Here is a 19928-nt window from a genome sequence, read left to right on the forward strand (position 1 = left end):
GGCGACCCCCGACGACACCCCGGCCGCACCGCGGTCCCCCCTCTTCGCACAGGAGTGGCGACACCCGATGACCAACGACGAAAAGCTGCTCTCCTACCTCAAGCGGGTCTCCGCCGACCTGGCCCAGACCCGCCGGCGGCTGCGCGAGGTGGAGACCCAGGACCGCGAACCCATCGCCATCGTCGGGATGAGCTGCCGCTTCCCCGGCGGTGTGAGCACCCCGGAGGAGTTCTGGCGGCTCGTCCACGACGGCACCGACGCCATCGGCGACTTCCCCGACGACCGGGGCTGGGACCTCGACGCGCTCTACGACCCCGACCCGGACGCCACCGGCAAGAGCTACGTCACCCGCGGCGGCTTCCTCGACGGCGCGGCCGCCTTCGAGCCGGACTTCTTCGGCATCAGCCCCCGCGAGGCGCTCGCGATGGACCCCCAGCAGCGGCTGCTGCTGGAGGTGTCCTGGGAAGCCCTGGAACGCGCCCGGATCGCCCCCGACGCGGTGCACGGCACCCGCGTCGGGGTGTTCGCCGGCACCAACGGCCAGGACTACAAGGACCTGCTGGCCCGGATGCCCGACGACAGCGAGGCCGCGCTCGGCACCGGCGTGCTGGCCGCCGTCATCTCCGGCCGCATCTCCTACACCCTCGGCCTGGAGGGCCCGGCCGTCACCATCGACACCGCCTGCTCCTCGGCGCTCGTCGCGGTGCACCTCGCCGTGCAGGCCCTGCGCAACAAGGAGTGCACCCTCGCCCTGGCGGGCGGCGCCACCGTGATGTCCACGCCGGGCAACTTCATCGCCTTCAGCCGGCAGCGCGGCCTCGCCGCCGACGGCCGCTGCAAGTCCTTCGCCGACGGCGCCGACGGCACCGGCTGGAGCGAGGGCGCCGGCATGCTGGTGCTGGAACGGCTCTCCGACGCCCGCCGCAACGGCCACGAGGTACTGGCCGTGGTCCGCGGCTCCGCCGTCAACCAGGACGGCGCCTCCAACGGCCTGACCGCCCCCAACGGCCCCTCCCAGCAGCGCGTCATCCGCGCCGCCCTGGCCTCCGCGGACCTCGGCCCGGCCGACGTGGACCTGCTGGAGGCGCACGGCACCGGCACCACCCTCGGCGACCCCATCGAGGCCCAGGCGCTGCTCGCCACCTACGGGCAGGGCCGCGAACAGCCGCTGTGGCTGGGCTCGGTGAAGTCCAACATCGGGCACACCCAGGCCGCGGCCGGCGTCGCCGGCATCATCAAGGCGGTCATGGCGATGCGGCACCGGGTCCTGCCCCGGACCCTGCACGCCGAGCAGCCCTCCACCAAGGTCGACTGGACCCAGGGCGACATCCGGCTGCTGACCGAGAACCGGCCCTGGACCGACCCCGGGCGCCCCCGCCGGGCCGCCGTGTCCTCCTTCGGCGCCAGCGGCACCAACGCGCACACCATCCTGGAGGAGGCGCCCGCCGCGGAGACCGGGGAAGCCGGGGAAGCGGGGGGACCGGGGGAGGCGGAGCCGCGCACGGCACCGCCGCTGGTGCCCTGGGTGGTCTCCGGCCGCACCGAACGCGCCCTGCGCGAGCAGGCCGCCCGCCTCGCCGCCGCCGTCGGCGAACTGGACCCGGTGGACGTGGCGCACTCCCTGGCCGCCACCCGCACCGCCCACCCGTACCGGGCCGTGGTCCTCGGCGCCGGCCGCGACGCGCTGCTGACCGCCCTGACCGGCGTGGCCGAGGGCGGCCGGGGCGCCGCCTCGGGCCGGGTCCGCAAGGGGCAGACCGCCTTCCTGTTCACCGGCCAGGGCGCCCAGCGCGCCGGCATGGGCCGCGAACTGCACGCCCGTTTCCCGGTGTTCGCCCGCGCCTTCGACGAGATCTGCGCGCTCACCGGGGACGACGCGCTGCGTGACCTGGTCCTCGGCGACGACCCCGCGCCGCTGCACCGCACCGCCCGCACCCAGACCGCGCTGTTCGCCTTCGAAGTCGCCCTGTACCGGCTGCTGGAGTCCTGGGGCGTCACCCCCGACTACCTGGCCGGGCACTCCGTCGGCGAGATCGCCGCCGCCCACGTGGCGGGCGTCCTGGACCTGAGGGACGCGACCGCGCTGGTGGCCGCGCGCGGCCGGCTCATGCAGGCGCTGCCCGAGGGCGGCGCCATGATCGCCGTACGCGCCACCGAGGAGGAGGTCCGCCCGCTGCTCACCGGCCGGGTCGGCATCGCCGCCGTCAACGGCCCCCGCTCCGTGGTGATCTCCGGCGACGCCGCCGAGGCCGAGGCGGTGGCCGCCCACTTCGGCAAGAATCGCCGGCTGACGGTCTCGCACGCCTTCCACTCGCCCCTGATGGAACCGATGCTGGCCGCGTTCCGGACGGTCGCCGAGTCCCTGACCTATCACCGGGCCGCCATCCCCGTCGTCTCCAACGTCACCGGCGCGCTCGCCACCCAGGACATCGCCTCCCCCGGCTACTGGGTGCGGCACGTGCGCGAGGCGGTCCGCTTCCACGACGGCGTCCGCGCCCTCGCCGCCGAGGGCGTCACCCGCTACCTCGAGGTCGGCCCGGACGCCGTGCTGACCGCCATGGCCCGCGACTGCCTGACCGCCGACGACACCGACACCGACACCGAGACGGGCACCGGCGCCGGTCAGGACACCGACGCCGTCCTGGCCGCCGCCTCCCGCCGCGACCGCGACGAGACCGAGACCCTGCTCACCGCCGTCGCCCGGCTGTACACCGGCGGCGCCGCCGTGGACTGGACCGCGCTGTTCACCGGCGCCCGCACCGTCGACCTGCCCACCACCGCCTTCCAGCGCGAGAGGTTCTGGCCCGAGACCACCGCGACCGCCGGCGACGTCGGCTCCGCCGGACTCGACTCCGCCGACCACCCGCTGCTCGGCGCCGCCACCGTCCTCGCCGACACCGACGGCGCCGTGCTCACCGGCCGGCTGTCGGCGCGCACCCACCCCTGGCTCGCCGACCACGTCGTCGCCGGCCGGATCGTCGTCCCCGGCACCGCCATGGTCGAGCTCGCCGTCCGCGCCGGCGACCAGGTCGGCTGCGCCCACCTGGACGAACTCGCCCTGGAGACCCCGCTGGTGCTGCCCCCGGACGACGGGGTACGGGTCCAGGTCGCCGTCGGCGCGCCCGACGCCTCGGGCGCCCGCACGGTGCACGTGTACGCCCGCGCCGAGAGCCTGCCCGCCGACGCCCCGTGGACCGCGCACGCCTCCGGCCTCCTCACCGCCGGCCCCGGCGCGCCGGGCACCCGCCTGGACGACTGGCCCCCGGAGGACGCCGAAGCGCTCGACACCAGCGGCCTGTACGAGCGGCACGCCGCCGCCGGACTGGAGTACGGGCCCGTCTTCCGGGCGCTGACGGCCGCCTGGCGGCGCGACGGGGAGGTGTTCGCCGAGGTACGGCTGCCCGAGCGGCCCGCCGCCGACGCGCCCCGCTTCGGCCTGCACCCGGCCGCGTTCGACGCCGCCCTGCACTCCCTCGCCCTGCTCGGCGACGGCTCCGCCGACGACACCGCCCGGCTGCCGTTCGCGTTCGCGGGCGTCACCCTGCACGCCACCGGCGCCTCGGTGCTGCGCGCCCGGCTCACGCCCGCCGGCGACCACGCCTTCACCGTCGACCTGGCCGATGCCGACGGCGCCCCCGTCGCCACGGTCGCCTCGCTGACCTCCCGCCCGCTCACCCACCTCGCCGGCCACGATCCGGCCGCCGACGCCCTGTTCGCCCTCGACTGGCAGCCGCTGCCCCTGGACACCGACGCACCCGAACCCGGCCACCGGGTGCTGCACAGCGCCCCCGGGTCCACCCCCGACGCCGTCCGCCAGGCCCTGCGCACCGCGCTCGCCGCCCTCCAGGACGACGACCCCCGACCGCTCGCCGTGGTCACCCGGGGCGCGGTGAGCGCCACCGGCGAGGACGTGCCCGACCTGGCCGGCGCCGCCGTATGGGGCCTGGTGCGGTCCGCGCAGTCCGAGCACCCCGACCGGTTCACCCTGCTCGACCTCGAACCCGGCGCGGACGCCGCCACCGTCCTGCCCGGCGCCCTCGCCACCGGCGAACCCCAGCTCGCCGTGCGCGCGGGCACCGCCCGCGCCGCCCGCCTGATACGCGCCGAACTCCCCGCCGAAGCACCCGACTTCGGCTTCGACCCGGAGGGCACCGTCCTGCTGACCGGCGCCACCGGCGGCCTCGGCCGGGTCCTCGCCCGCCACCTGGTCACCGCGCACGGCGTACGGCACCTCGCGCTGCTCAGCCGCTCCGGCACCGCCGACGACCTGATCGCCGAACTGGCCGCCCTCGGCGCCACCGCGACCGCCCACGCCTGCGACGTGGCGGACCGCGAGCGCCTCGCCGCCGTCCTGGCCGGCCTGCCCGCCGACCGCCCCCTCACCGCGGTCGTGCACGCCGCCGGCGTCCTGGACGACGGCGTGGTCTCCTCCCTCACCCCCGAACGCGTCGAGACCGTCCTCGCCCCGAAGGCCCTCGGCGCCCTCCACCTCCACGAACTGGCGGGCGAGCGCGTCAAGCTGGTGCTGTTCTCCTCCGTGGCCGGCACCGTCGGCGCCCCCGGCCAGGGCAACTACGCCGCCGCCAACGCCCTCCTGGACGCCCTCGCCGCGCACCGCCACGCCCACGGCGCCCCCGCCCTGTCGCTGGCCTGGGGCCCCTGGGCACCCACCGGCGGCATGACCGGCACCCTGGACGAGGCCGACCGGGCCCGGATGACCCGCGGCGGCATGACCGCCCTGACCGCCGGGGAAGGCACCGCGCTGTTCGACCGGGCCCTGCGCGCGGGCCGCCCTGCCCTGGCGCCGGTACGGCTCTCGCTGCCCGCGCTGCGCGCCCAGGGCCCCGGCCTCGCGCCCGTCCTCCGCGCCCTCGTGGGCCGCCCGGTACGCCGGGAGGCCGCCGCCGAGGGCACCGGCACCGGACTCGCCGAGCGGCTGGCCGCCCTGGGCGCCGAGGAGCGCGCCGAGACGCTGCTGCACACGGTCCGCGCCCATGTCGCCGCCGTCCTCGGGCACGCCGACCCGGGCGGCGTGGAGACCGACCGGGCCTTCAAGGACCTCGGCTTCGACTCGCTCGCCGCCATCGAACTGCGCAACTCCCTCTCCGCCGAACTGGGCCGGCGGCTGAGTGCCACCCTGGTCTTCGACCACCCCTCGCCCGACGCGCTCGCCGCCCACCTCGGCACCCTGGTCGGCGACGCCCCGGCCGCGGCCCGCGGCGCCCGGCGCGCCCGGGCGGCCCGCGCCGGGGAACCGCTGGCGATCGTCGGCCTGGCCTGCCGCTACCCGGGCGACGTGCGCACCCCGGAAGACCTGTGGCGGCTGGTCGCCGACGGCACCGACGCCATCACCCCCTTCCCCGCCGACCGGGGCTGGGACGTGGACCGGATCGTCGACCCCACCCGGAGCCGCCCCGACACCTCCTACGTCGCCGAGGGCGGATTCCTGCACGACGCGGGCGACTTCGACGCCGCCTTCTTCGGCATCAGCCCCAAGGAGGCCCTCGTCATGGACCCCCAGCAGCGGCTGCTGCTGGAGACGTCCTGGGAGGCGCTGGAGAGCGCCGGCATCGACCCGCACACCCTCAAGGGCAGCCGCACCGGCGTGTTCGCCGGCGTCCAGTACCACGACTACTTCGGCAGCTTCGGCTCCGGCAGCATCATCTCCGGCCGGGTCGCCTACACCCTCGGCCTGGAGGGCCCGTCCCTGTCCGTCGACACCGCCTGCTCCTCGTCCCTGGTGGCGCTGCACCTGGCCGCCCAGTCGCTCCGGCAGGGGGAGTCCAGCCTGGCGCTGGTCGGCGGGGTCGCCGTCATGGCCACCCCGGAGACGTTCATCGAGTTCAGCCGGCAGGGCGCGCTCGCCCCCGACGCCCGCACCCGCGCCTTCGCCGACGCGGCGGGCGGAACGGTGTGGGGCGAGGGCGTCGGCGTCCTCGTCGTGGAACGCCTCTCCGACGCCCGGCGCAACGGCCATCCGGTGCTGGCCCTGGTCCGCGGCACCGCCGTCAACCAGGACGGCGCCTCCAACGGCCTGACCGCCCCCAACGGCCCCGCCCAGGAACGCGTCATCCGCGAGGCCCTGGACAACGCCCGCCTCACCACCGCCGACGTGGACGTGGTGGAGGCGCACGGCACGGGGACGACGCTGGGCGACCCGATCGAGGCGCAGGCCCTGCTGGCCACCTACGGCCAGGACCGCGAGCAGCCGCTGTGGCTGGGGTCGGTGAAGTCGAACATCGGGCACACGCAGGCCGCGGCCGGGGTCGCCGGTGTCATCAAGATGGTGATGGCGATGCGGCACGGTGTGCTGCCCAGGACGCTGCACGTGGACCGGCCGTCCACGAAGGTGGACTGGGAGGCGGGGAACGTACGGCTGCTGACCGAGGAGCAGCAGTGGCCGGCCGCGGACCGGCCGCGCCGGGCCGGGGTGTCCTCCTTCGGGATCAGCGGCACCAACGCCCACGTCATCCTCGAACAGGTCCCGCCCGCCCCCGCCGAGCCCGCGGCCCCCGCACCCGAGGGCCTCGCCGTGCCGTGGCTGCTCACCGCCAAGACCCCCGCCGCGCTCGCCGGACAGGCCGCCGCCCTCCTCGGCCACCTCGACACCCACCCCGGCCTCGACCCGTCCGACATCGGCTGGTCGCTCGCCACCACCCGCGCCCGCTTCCCCCACCGCGCCTCCATCACCGGACCCGACCCGGCCGCACTGCGCGGCGCGCTGGCCGCGCTGGCCGACGGCGCCACCGCCCGCACCCTCGTCCAGGGCACCGCCCCCGGCCGCACCCGACCCGTGTTCGTCTTCCCCGGCCAGGGCTCCCAGTGGTCCGGCATGGCCACCCGACTCCTCGACGAATCACCGGTGTTCGCCGCCCGCATGGCCGAGTGCGCCGCCGCCCTGGCCCCCTGGACCGACTGGGACTTCGCCACCGAACTGCGCGGCACCCTGGACCGGGTGGACGTCGTCCAGCCGCTGCTGTGGGCCGTGATGGTGTCCCTCGCGCACACCTGGAGCGCCTACGGCGTCACCCCGTCCGCCGTCATCGGCCACTCCCAGGGCGAGATCGCCGCCGCCTGCGCCACCGGCGCGCTGTCCCTCGCCGATGGCGCCCGCGTCGTCGCCCTGCGCTCCCAGGCCATCGCCGAGCTGCTGTCCGGCACCGGCGGCATGATGTCCGTCGGCGAGGGCGCCGACGCGGTCCGCGCCCGGCTCGCCGCCTTCGACGGCCGGCTGTCGGTCGCCGCCGTCAACGGCGCCGCCTCCACCGTGGTCTCCGGCGACCCCGGAGCCCTCGACGAACTCCTCGCCCTGCTGCGCGCCGAGAAGGTCCGCGCCAAGCGCCTGCCCGTGGACTACGCCTCGCACAGCGCCCACGTCGAGACCCTGCGGGCCCGCCTCGCCGAGGTCCTCGACGGCATCGAGCCGCGTGCCACCCGGGTGCCGTTCTACTCCACCGTCACCGGCGGGCCCCTCGACACCACCGCGCTCGGCGCCGAGTACTGGTACACCAACCTGCGCGGAACCGTGCTGTTCGAACAGGCGGTACGAGCCGCCGTGGCCGACGGGCACCAGCTGTTCATCGAGGCCAGCCCGCACCCGGTGCTCACCGTCGGCATCCAGGAGACCGACGACGCCGTGGCCGCCGTCGGCTCCCTGCGCCGCGACGAGGGCGGCCGGGACCGGCTGCTGACCGCGCTGGGCGAGGCGTTCACCCACGGCGCCGCCGTCGACTGGACCGCCGTCGCCGAGGGCCGCCGGCCCCGCCGGGTGCCGCTGCCCGGCTACGCCTTCCAGCGCGAACGGTACTGGCTCGACAGCACCGCCGGCGGCGCCGACGTCACCTCCGCCGGCCTCGCCCCCACCGACCACGCCCTGCTCGGCGCCGCGATGGTCCGCGCCGACACCGAGGGCGCCGTGCTCACCGGCCGGCTGTCCGCGGCGACCCAGCCCTGGCTGGCGGACCACCGGGTGGGCGGCCGGCTGCTCTTCCCCGGCACCGGGCACCTGGAACTCGCGCTGCGCGCCGGCGACCAGGTCGGCTGCGGGGACCTCGCCGAACTCACCCTGCACGCGCCGCTCGTCCTGCCCGACCACGGCGCCGTACAGCTCCAGGTCACCGTCGGCGCGCCCGAGGGCGACACCCGGCCGGTCACCATCTGGTCGCGCCCGGAGAGCCCGGACGAGGAACTGCCCTGGACCCGGCACGCCGACGGCCTGCTCGCCCCCACCGGCACCCTCCCCGTCCCCGCCGAGCCGCTCACCGACTGGCCGCCCCGGGACGCCGAACCCATTCCGCTCGACGGCCTCTACGACGACCTGGCCGGCCTCGGCCTCGGCTACGGGCCGCTGTTCCAGGGCCTGCGCGCCGCCTGGCGCGCCGCCGACGGCCTGTACGCGGAGGTCGCCACCGACGCCGCGCCCGACGGGTTCGCCCTGCACCCGGCGCTCTCGGACGCCGCGCTGCACACCGTCGGCCTCACCGACGCGGCCGGCGAGGAGGCCCTGCTGCCGTTCGCCTGGTCCGGGGTACGGCTGCACGCCACCGGTGCGACCGCGCTGCGCGTCCGCGTCCGGCCCACCGGGGAGGGCACCGTCGCCCTGGCGCTCGCCGATCCCACCGGCGCCCCCGTCGCCACCGTCGACGCCCTCACCCTGCGGCCCCTGCGCACCGACGCGCTGGCCGCCGCGGCCCCGACGCCCCGCGCGGGCGGGCTGTACCGGGTCGAGTGGGTCCCGGCCCCGCCGGTCACGGCGGCCACCGGCCCGGTGGAGGTGGTGCGGGCCCCGGCCGGGGTGAGCGCCGCCGAGACCCGGGCGGCCGTCGGCGCGGTCCTGGACGGGCTGCGCGCCGGGCTGGCCGACGACCGCCTCGCCGACACCCCCCTCGTCGTCGTCACCGGCACCGACCCGGCGGGCGCCGCGGTCGGCGGCCTGGTCCGCTCGGCCCAGTCGGAGAACCCCGGCCGGATCGTCCTGGTCGAGTCCGCCACGCCCCCGGCCCCCGAACGCCTCCCGGAGGCGGCGTCCCTCGGCGAACCCCACGTGGCGTTCCACGAGGACGCGTGGAGACTGCCGCGCCTGGTCCGCGTCACCACCGACGGGCTCGACACCGGTGCTGACACCGACACCGACACCGGCACCGGCACCGGCACAGGTTTCGGGACCGGCACCGTCCTGCTCACCGGCGCCACCGGTGCCCTCGGGCGGATCGTGGCCCGGCACCTGGTCGCCGAGCGGGGGGTGCGGAACCTGCTGCTGGTGAGCCGGAGCGGCGGCGCCGAGGACCTGGTCGGTGAACTCACCGCGCTGGGCGCCCAGGTGACGAGCGTCGCCTGCGACGTCGCCGACCGCGCCGCGCTCGCCGCCGTACTGGACGCCGTACCCGCCGGCCGGCCGCTGACCGCCGTGATCCACGCGGCCGGTGTCCTCGCCGACGGGGTGCTCTCCTCGCTCACCCCGGAGCGGCTCGACACCGTGTTCCGGCCCAAGCTGGACGCCGCCTGGAACCTGCACGAACTCACCGCCGGCCTGGACCTGTCGGCGTTCGTGCTGTTCTCCTCCTCCGCCGCCACGCTCGGCTCGCCCGGCCAGGCCAACTACGCCGCCGCCAACGCCTACCTCGACGCCCTCGCCGTGCACCGCAGGTCCCTCGGCCTGCCCGCGCACTCCCTGGCCTGGGGTCTGTGGGCGCGGGCCGGCGGCATGACCGGCGCCCTCGGCGACAGCGACCTCGGCCGGATCGCCCGCGGCGGCGTCGCCCCGCTGGAGACCGAGGAGGGCGTCGCCCTGTTCGACGCCGCCGTGCGCGGCGCCGACCCCGCCGTGCTGCCGGTGCGGCTGGACCTGGCCGCGCTGCGCGCCCAAGGCGCCGAGGCGGCCCCGCTGTTCCGCGTCCTGGTGCCCGTACGCCGGGCCGGAGCGGCCGGTGCGCGCGGCGCGGCCGGCGGCGCCGACGCGCTGCGCGAGAAGCTCGCCGGACTGCCGGCGGCCGAACGCGAGCCGTTCCTCACCGACCTCGTGCGCGGCCATGTCGCCACCATCCTCGGCTACCGCTCCGCCCAGGACGTCGGCCGCACCCTGGCCTTCCGGGAACTCGGCTTCGACTCCCTGGCCGCCGTCGAACTGCGCAACCGGCTCACCACGGCGACCGGCCTGAAGCTGCCCGCCACCCTCGTCTTCGACCACCCCACCCCGGCCGTCCTCGCCCACCACCTGCTCGGCGAACTCACCGGCACCCTCGCCCCGGCACCCGCCCGCACCGCCCCGCGGGCCGCCGCCGACGAGCCGATCGCCGTCGTCGGCATGGCCTGCCGCTTCCCCGGCGGCATCGCCTCCCCGGAGGACCTGTGGCGGCTGATCGCCGAAGGCCGGGACGCGATCGGCGAGTTCCCCACCGACCGCGGCTGGGACCTCGACCGCCTCTACGACCCCACCCTGGACCGCCCCGGCACCAGCTACACCCGGCACGGCGCCTTCCTGTACGACGCGGCCGGCTTCGACCCCGCGTTCTTCGCCATGGACGACGAGGAGGCCCTGGTCACCGACCCCCAGCAGCGGCTGCTGCTGGAGACCTCCTGGGAGGCGCTGGAGCGCGCCTCCATCGACCCCGCGACCCTGCGCGGCTCCGACACCGGCGTGTTCGCGGGCGTCATGTACCACGACTACTTCGGCAGTTACGGCTCCGGCAGCGTGGTCTCCGGCCGGGTCGCCTACACCCTCGGCCTGGAGGGGCCCACCCTCAGCGTCGACACCGCCTGCTCCTCCTCGCTGGTCGCGCTGCACCTGGCCGCGCAGGCGCTCAGGCAGGGCGACTGCTCGCTGGCGCTGGCCGGGGGAGTGACCGTCATGGCCACCCCGGGCACCTTCGTGGAGTTCAGCCGGCACCGGGGCCTGTCCCGGGACGGCCGCTGCAAGCCGTTCGCGGACGCCGCCGACGGCACCGGCTTCGGCGAGGGCGCCGGCGTGCTGCTGCTGGAGCGGCTCTCCGACGCCCGTCGCAACGGCCGCCGTATCCTCGCGGTGCTGCGCGGCACCGCCGTCAACCAGGACGGCGCCTCCAACGGCATCAGCGCCCCCAACGGGCCCGCCCAGCAGCGCGTCATCCGCCGCGCCCTCGAAGCGGCCGGTGTCACCGCGGCCGACGTCGACGTGGTCGAGGCGCACGGCACCGGCACCACCCTCGGCGACCCCATCGAGGCGCAGGCGCTGATCGCCACCTACGGCGGCGAACACACCGACGAGCGCCCGCTGTGGCTCGGCTCGGTCAAGTCCAACCTGGGCCACACCCAGGCCGCCGCCGGAGTCGCCGGTGTCATCAAGATGATCGAGGCGATGCGCCACGAGACCCTGCCCGCCAGCCTCGGCGTGGACCGGCCCACCCGGCACGTGGAGTGGGAGGGGAGCAACGTCCGGCTGCTCACCGAGAACCGCCCCTGGCCGGACCCGGGCCGACCGCGCCGCGCGGGCGTCTCCTCCTTCGGCATCTCCGGCACCAACGCCCACGTCATCATCGAGGCCGCACCCGCCGGGACACCCGCCGAAGAGGCAGCCGGAGAGCCCGCCGCCCCGGCCGGGGGCACCGTGCCGTGGCTGCTGTCCGGGCACACCCCGGACGCCCTGCGCGCCCAGGCCGCCCGGCTGCTGGACCACCTGTCCGCCGCCCCGGACACCGACCCGCACCGGCTCGCCGGAGCGCTCGCCCACGCCCGGACCCGGCTCGGCCACCGGGCCGCCGTCCTCGGCCGCACCCGGGACGAACTGACCGCCGGACTGCGGGCCGTGGCCGAGGGCCGCACGCCCCCGGCCGGGGTGCTCGGCACCGCCACCGACGGCCGGCTCGCCTTCCTCTTCTCCGGCCAGGGCTCGCAGCTGCCCGGCATGGGCACCCGCCTCGCCGCGGCCTTCCCCGCCTTCGCCACCGCCTTCGACGAGGTCCGCGCCCACCTCGACCCGCTGCTGGACCGGCCGCTCGCCGAGGTGCTGGACTCCGCCGAACTGCTGGAGCGCACCGAGTACACCCAGCCCGCGCTGTTCGCCGTCGAAGTGGCCCTGTACCGGCTGCTGGAGTCCTTCGGCGTACGGCCCGACCTGCTCGCCGGGCACTCCGTCGGCGAGTTCGCCGCCGCCCACGCCGCGGGCGTGCTCGGCCTGAAGGACGCCTGCGCGCTCGTCGCCGCCCGGGGCCGCCTGATGCAGGCCCTGCCCGAAGGCGGCGCGATGATCGCCGTACGCGCCACCGAGGAGGAGGTCGTGCCGCTGCTCGGCGACGGCGTCGGCATCGCCGCCGTCAACGGGCCCGCGTCCCTCGTCCTCTCCGGGCCCGCCGGACCCGCCCGCGCGCTGGCCGCCCGCTTCGCCCGCACCAGGGAACTCGCCGTCAGCCACGCCTTCCACTCGGCCCTGATGGAGCCGATGCTGGACGAGTTCCGCGAGATCGCCGCCGCCGTGACGTACGGGACCGCGCGGATCCCGCTGGTATCCACCCTCACCGGCGCCCCGGCCGCCCCCGACGAGCTGTCCGGCCCCGACTACTGGGTGCGGCACGCCCGCGAGGCCGTCCGCTTCGCCGACGCCGTCACCGCCCTGCACGACGCCGGGGCACGGCACTTCGCCGAGATCGGCCCCGGCGGCGCGCTGACCGCCGCGGCCCGCGAGTGCCTGCCCGAGGGAGCCGCCGTCGTACCGCTGCTGCGCAAGGACCGCGAGGAGCCCGACGCGCTGCTCGCCGGGCTCGCCACGCTGCACGCGCACGGCACGGACGTCGACTGGACGGGCCTGCTGCCCCACCGCGACGGCTCGGACCTGCCCACCTACGCCTTCCAGCGCACCCGCTACTGGTTGACCGGCGACCCGGTCCCGGCGCACCCGGCCGACGGGCACCCGTTGCTCGGCACCGCCGTCGAACTCGCCGGCGCCGACGGCATCCTGTACACCGGGCACCTGTCCCTGGCCGGACAGCCGTGGCTGGCCGGCCACCGCGTGGGCGGGGCGGCGCTGCTGCCGGGCACCGCCTTCGTGGAGATGGCCCTGGCCGCCGGGGCCCGCGCCGGCTGCCCCGCGGTGGAGGAACTGACCGTCACCGAACCGCTGATCCTGCCCGAGGACGGCGCCGTCCGCCTCCAGTGCACGGTCGGCGAACCCGACGCCACCGGCGCCCGCGCCTTCCGGGTGTACGCCGCCCACGGCGACGGCGACCCCTGGACCACCCATGCCACCGGTGTGCTGCGGCCCGCCGGGGAACGGCCCGCACCCGGCCCGGCCGCCTGGCCGCCGCCCGGTGCCGAACCCGTCGGCCTGGACGGCGTGTACGAGCGGCTGGCCGAGCTGGGCGCCGAGTACGGGCCCGGCTTCCAGGGCCTGAAGGTGGCCTGGCGGCTCGGCGAGGAGGTCTGCGCCGAGGTCGCCGTGACCGGCGGCGCGGACGGGTTCGGCCTGCACCCGGCGCTGTCCGACGCCGCCCTGCACGCCATCGCGCTGCGCGCGGGCACCGAGGAGCGCATGACGCTGCCGTTCGCCTGGAGCGGCGTGGAACTGTACGCGCCGGGAGCGACCGCCCTGCGGGTGCGGATCGCCCCGGCGGGCGCGGGCGCGGTACGCGTCGAGGCCGCCGACGCCGCCGGGCGGCCGGTGCTGCGGGTGGCGTCGCTGGCGCTGCGGGCGGTGGACCCGGAGCGGATCGCGGCCGCCGCCGCGGGCGGCCACGACGACCTGTTCGCCCCGGACTGGGCGCCCGTCGCCGTGCCCGCGGCCCCGCAGGCCGGGCGGTGGACCGTCTGCGGCGAAGACCGCGAGGACCTGGCCGACGCCCTGGCGGGCGAGGTCGCCGAGGTCACCGTCGCCGCCGACCCGGCCGAGGCCGCCGCCCACGCCCCCGACACCCTGCTCCTCGTCCACCCCGGCGGCGCGGACCCGGACGCGGTCCGGGCCGGCCTGCGCCGCCTGCTCACCCAGGTGCGCGACTGGCTGGCCGACCCCCGGTCCGCCGACTCCACCCTGGTGGTGGCGACGCACGGGGCGACGGGCCCCGGGGACGTCACCGACCCCGGTGCCGGCGCCGCGTGGGGCCTGATCCGCTCCGCCCAGTCCGAGCACCCCGGCCGCCTCGTCCTCGCCGACCTGGACGGCACCGACGCCTCCCGCCGGCTGCTGCCCGCCGCCGTCGCCACCGGCGAACCCCAGCTCGCCCTGCGCGACGGCACGGTGCACGTCCCCCGGCTGGTCCGCGCCCCGCGCCTGCCCGAGACCGCCCCGGCCGGCTTCTCCGGCGGCGTCCTGGTCACCGGCGGCACCGGCGCCCTGGGCCGGCTGGTCGCCCGGCACCTGGTCACCGCGCACGGCGCCGACCGGCTGGTGCTGCTCAGCCGCAGCGGGCCCGAGGCGCCCGGCGCGGCCGCGCTGCACCGGGAACTGACCGCGCTCGGCGCCGAGGTGACGCTCGTCGCCTGCGACGCCGCCGACCGCGCCGCCCTCGCCCGGGTCCTGGACGAGCACCCGGTCACCGCGGTCGTGCACACCGCGGGCGTCCTCGCCGACGCCGTGCTGACCTCGCTCACCCCCGAACGGCTGGACACGGTGCTGCGGCCCAAGCTGGACGCCGCCTGGCACCTGCACGAACTGACCCGCGAACGGCCCCTGACGGCGTTCGTGCTGTTCTCCTCGGCGGCCGGTCTGCTCGGCAGCCCCGGCCAGTCCGGGTACGCCGCCGGCAACGCCTTCCTCGACGCCCTCGCCGCCCACCGCAGGGCGCTCGGCCTGCCCGCCGTCTCGCTCGCCTGGGGCGCCTGGGCGGGCAGCGGCGGCATGGCCGACCGGCTCACCGGCACCGACGCCCGGCGCGTCGCCGCCGGCGGGGTGCTCGCCCTGGACGCCGAGGCCGGGCTCGCCCTGTTCGACACGGCGACCGGCCGTCCGGAGCCGGTGCTGCTGCCGGCCCGCCTGGACCTCGCCCCGCGCGAGCCCGCCCGCGTCGCCCCGCTGCTGCGCTCCCTGGTGCGGACACCCCGCCCGGCGGGCCCGGCCGCGCCGGCCGCCGCGCCGGCCCTGCGCCGCGAACTGGCCGCCCTCGCCCCCGAGGACCGCGCCGAACGGCTGCTGCGGCTGGTCCGGGACGAGGCCCGTACGGTCCTCGGCACCGAGGAGTTCGAGGACGGACTGCCCTTCAAGGACCTGGGGTTCGACTCGCTGACCGCCGTGGAGTTCCGCAACCGGCTCAACGAGGCCACCGGCCTGCGGCTGACCGCCACCCTCGTCTTCGACCACCCCACCCCGGCCGCGCTCGCCGCCCACCTGGACGCCGAACTGGCCCCGGCCGCCCAGGACGGCCCGCGCGCCGAGGAGGACACGGTGCGGGCCGCGCTCGCCGCGATCCCGGTGGCCCGGCTGCGGGAGGCCGGTCTGCTGGACGGCCTGCTCGAACTGGCCGGACTGCGGCCCGCGCCGCACCCGGACGGCGAGGACGCGGCCGGCCCCGCCCCGATCGACGCGATGGACGCCGAGAGCCTGATCAGCATGGCGCTCGACGGCCTCGGCGGGGACGACGACGCCCTGTGACGACGCCCGCGACAAGGAAGAGGACCATGGCCGAGTCCGAGATGCCGGACACCAGGATGGTCGAGGCGCTGCGCGCCTCGCTGAAGGAGATCGAGCGGCTGCGGGAACGCAACCGCGCGCTGACCGCGGCGGCCCGGGAACCGGTCGCGATCGTCGGCATGGCCTGCCGCTACCCGGGCGATGTCCGCTCCCCGCAGGACCTGTGGCGGCTGGTCGCGGACGGCGGCGAGGGCATCACCGCCTTCCCCGCCGACCGGGGCTGGGACCCCGGCCTGTACGACCCGGCCCCGGGCACACCGGGCCGCTCGTACACCCGGCAGGGCGGATTCCTGCACGACGCGGGCGACTTCGACGCCGCCTTCTTCGGCATCGCCCCGAACGAGGCCCTCGTCATGGACCCCCAGCAGCGGCTGCTGCTCGAAGGTTCCTGGGAGGCCCTGGAGAACGCGGGGATCGACCCCGCGACCCTGCGCGGCTCCCGCACCGGCGTGTTCGCGGGCGTCATGTACCACGACTACTTCGGCAGCTTCGGCTCCGGCAGCATCGTCTCCGGCCGGGTCGCCTACACCCTCGGCCTGGAGGGGCCCACCCTCAGCGTCGACACCGCCTGCTCCTCCTCCCTGGTCACGCTGCACCTGGCCGCCCAGGCGCTCAGGCAGGGGGAGTGCACGCTGGCGCTGGCCGGGGGAGTGACGGTGATGGCCTCGCCGGGCACGTACGTGGAGTTCAGCCGGCAGGGCGCGCTCTCCCCGGACGGGCGGTGCCGCTCCTTCGCCGACGACGCGGCCGGCACCGGGTTCTCCGAGGGACTGGGCGTCCTGGTGCTGGAACGGCTGAGCGACGCCCGGCGCAACGGCCACGAGGTACTGGCCGTCCTGCGGGGTTCGGCGGTGAACCAGGACGGTGCCTCCAACGGGCTGACGGCGCCGAACGGTCCGTCGCAGCAGCGGGTGATCCGGCAGGCACTGGCCTCCGCCCGCCTCACGACCGCCGATGTGGACGTGGTGGAGGCGCACGGTACGGGGACGACGCTGGGCGACCCGATCGAGGCGCAGGCCCTGCTGGCCACCTACGGCCAGGACCGGGAGCGGCCGTTGTGGCTGGGCTCGGTGAAGTCGAACATCGGGCACACGCAGGCCGCGGCCGGGGTCGCCGGTGTCATCAAGATGGTGATGGCGATGCGGCACGGGGTGCTGCCCAGGACGCTGCACGTGGACCGGCCGTCCACGAAGGTGGACTGGGAGGCGGGGAACGTACGGCTGCTCACCGAGGAGCAGCAGTGGCCGGCCGCGGACCGGCCGCGCCGGGCCGGAATCTCCTCCTTCGGGATCAGCGGCACCAACGCCCACGTCATCCTCGAACAGGCGCCCGCCGAGGACCTGGCGGACGACGAACCGGACGCCCCCGTCGTCGTCTGGCCACTGTCCGCCCGCTCCGCGGCGGCCCTGCCCGCCCAGGCCGAACGGCTGCACGCCTTCCTCGCCGACCGGCCCGGACCGCACCCGGCGGCCGTCGCCCGCGCCCTCGGCACCCGGCGCACCGCCTTCGGCCACCGGGCGGCCGTCACCGGCACCGGCCGGGAGGAACTCCTGGCCGGGCTGCGCGCCCTCGCCACCGGGACGCCCGCGCCCGGCGCCGTCACCGGCCGGGCGCGCTCCGGCACCCGCACCGCGTTCCTGTTCACCGGGCAGGGCGCCCAGCGCCCCGGCATGGGCCTCGAACTACGCGCCCACTACCCGGTGTTCGCCGACGCCTTCGACGCGGTCGAGACCCGGCTCGGCCTGGACCTGACCGGGGTGCTCGCGGGCGACGACCCGGACGCCGTCCACCGCACCGAGTACGCGCAGCCCGCCCTGTTCGCGTTCGAGGTCGCCCTGTTCCGGCTGCTGGAGTCCCTCGGCGTGCGACCCGACCTGCTCGCCGGGCACTCCGTCGGGGAGATCGCCGCCGCCCACGTCGCCGGCGTCCTCGACCTGGACGACGCCTGCGCCCTGGTCGCCGCGCGCGGCCGGCTGATGCAGGCGCTGCCGGAGGGCGGGGCGATGGTCGCCGTACGCGCCACCGAAGAGCAGATACGGCCGCTGCTGGACGACCGGGTCGCCCTCGCCGCGGTCAACGGCCCGGACTCGGTGGTCCTCTCGGGCGAGGAGGACGCGGTGCTCGCCGCCGCCGGGCGCTTCGCCAAGGCCAGGCGGCTCACCGTCTCGCACGCCTTCCACTCGCCCCTGATGGACGGCATGCTCGACGAGTTCCGGGCCGTGGCCGGGAAGCTGGCCTTCCACCCGGCGCGCATCCCGCTGGTGTCCACCCTCACCGGCCGCCTCGCCGGGGACGAGGACCTGCGCGACCCCGGCTACTGGGTGCGGCACGCCCGGGAGACCGTCCGGTTCGCCGACGCCGTCACCGCCCTCGCCGCCGCGGGCGCCGGCCGCTTCGTGGAACTCGGCCCCGACGCCCACCTCACCGGCCTCGCCCGCGCCTGCCCGGCGGCCGACGGCGCCGTCCTCGTCGCGCTCGGCCGCCGCCACGGCGGTGAACCCGCCGCGCTGGCCTCCGGCCTGGCCCGCCTGCACACCGACGGCCTCACCCCCGACTGGGCCGCCCTGTTCCCCGGCACGGCCCGCGCCGAACTGCCCACCTACGCCTTCCAGCACGCCCGCTACTGGCTGAATGCCGACGTGCCCCTCACCGCCGGCCCCCTGACCGAACCCGCCCCGCCTGCCCAGGCCACCGCGCCCGGGGACACCGCGCCGCTGCGGCGACGGCTCGCCGGTGCCGGGCCGGCCGAACAGGAGGCCCTGCTCACCGATCTGATCCGGGCCCACACCGCCGCCGTCCTCGGCCACACCGGACCGGAGGCCGTCGAGCCCGACGCCGTCTTCCTGGAGATCGGCCTGGACTCCGTCACCGCCGCCGAACTCCGCGCCGCCCTCGCCGCCGCCCTGGGCACCACCGTGCCCGCCGGGGCCGTCTTCGACCACCGCACCCCGGCCGCCCTCGCCACCGCCCTGCGCGCCCACCTGGCCGGACCACCGGCGGCCGCGGACGGCACCGGCGACGACCCCGAATCGGTCGGCGGCCTGGTGCGGCGCGCGGCGGCCGCCGGACACATGGACCAGGCCATCGAGCTGCTGCGCACCGTCGCCGGGATCCTCCCCGGCTTCTCCCGCCTGGCCGAACTCGGCGACGTCACCGACCCGGTGCGGCTGGCCACCGGCCCCGCCCCCCACCGGCTGGTCTGCCTGCCCTCGCCGATGGCCCTGGGCGGCGCCCACCAGTACGCCCGCATCGCCCGGCACTTCGAGGGCCGCCGCGACCTGCTGGTGCCGGCGATGCCCGGCTTCGGCCCCGGCGAACCGCTGCCGCGCTCGGTGGACGCGGTGCTGGAGGCGGTCGTCGAGGGCGTCCGCCGGGCCTGCCCGGACGAGCGGCCGTACGTGCTCGTCGGCTACTCCTCCGGCGGCCAGTTCGCCCACGCGGCGGCCGAGATCATGGAGAAGGCCGGCCGGCCGGCCGCGGGCGTGGTGCTGCTGGACACCTATCTGCCCGGGGACGACGGCAAGGACGAGCTGTGGCGGCAGATGTTCGACGGCATGCTGGCCCGCGAGTCCGCCCTCGGCGGGTTCGGCACCGCCCGCCTCGCTGCGATGAGCCGCTACAGCGACCTCATCCAGCACTGCCCGCCGGGCGTGCTGACGGCGCCGGTGCTGTTCGTGCGGCCCACCGAGTCCTTCGCCACCGGGCCCGGCACCGGCGACTGGCGGGCGCTCTGGCCCGCCGAGCACCGGCCGGCCGACGTGCCCGGCACCCACTTCACGATCCTGGAGGACCACGCGGAGACCACCGCCGAGGCGGTCGAGGCATGGCTGTCCGCCGAGCTGTGCTGAGCCCGCGCCACCGCGGAGGCGGCGGACGGCGGACGAGGTGGGTACGTCGTCCCGCGCGGGCGGCCGAAAGGCCGCCCGCGCCCGCATTTCTCCCTTATTCGGCGAGCTCGCGGAAATGCGACACCCATGCCTCGATATCGCAGCGGACACTGTCCGGGTCGACCCCTAATCGCGCGGCGATTTCGTCCGCCGCCAATTCCGGCTGCCAGTCGCCGCGCTGAAGCGCGAGCCACATCGTCGTACCGCGCGGACCGCACCGGTGGCGCTTCCCGGTGCGCTCGCAGAACAGCTCCAGATAACCATCGGGCCGGACGCTCGCGGTCAGCTCGTGATCAGGCCTCCTGGCCATGGGACGTCCCATCTATCGTGGATTTATCCGGTCGGTTTCGACCGTACCCGCAGTCACGCCCCGGGACACGGGTGGCAATCGGCCCTTTCCCGGGGGAGCCAGATATGCGGGCACGGTGGTGGCAGCTCTGCACAAAAATGGC

The 19928-nt window shown here is 76.9% G+C and carries 3 protein-coding genes; 2 read left to right on the forward strand and 1 reads right to left on the reverse strand.

Annotated elements, in window-relative coordinates:
• Positions 1–67: 67 nt before the first annotated feature.
• Positions 68–15550 (forward strand): SDR family NAD(P)-dependent oxidoreductase, encoded by a 15483-nt coding sequence (locus ACSURM_RS34180; RefSeq protein WP_436959827.1) that lies wholly within the window; start codon positions 68–70, stop codon positions 15548–15550.
• Entirely contained in the window at positions 15547–19437 is a 3891-nt protein-coding gene (locus tag ACSURM_RS34185) for a type I polyketide synthase (protein WP_436959828.1), read from the forward strand. Before ACSURM_RS34180 ends, ACSURM_RS34185 begins: the two co-directional genes overlap by 4 nt.
• A gap of 94 nt (positions 19438–19531) precedes the next feature.
• Here the strand turns inward: ACSURM_RS34185 and ACSURM_RS34190 are convergent, their stop codons facing one another.
• Positions 19532–19786, reverse strand: coding sequence for a hypothetical protein (locus ACSURM_RS34190; RefSeq protein WP_436959829.1), 255 nt, complete (start codon positions 19784–19786; stop codon positions 19532–19534).
• Positions 19787–19928 lie beyond the last annotated feature (142 nt).

Origin of the sequence: Streptomyces sp. SudanB182_2057 (assembly GCF_964272715.1) — a bacterium.
GTDB classification, from domain to species: domain Bacteria; phylum Actinomycetota; class Actinomycetes; order Streptomycetales; family Streptomycetaceae; genus Streptomyces; species Streptomyces rubradiris.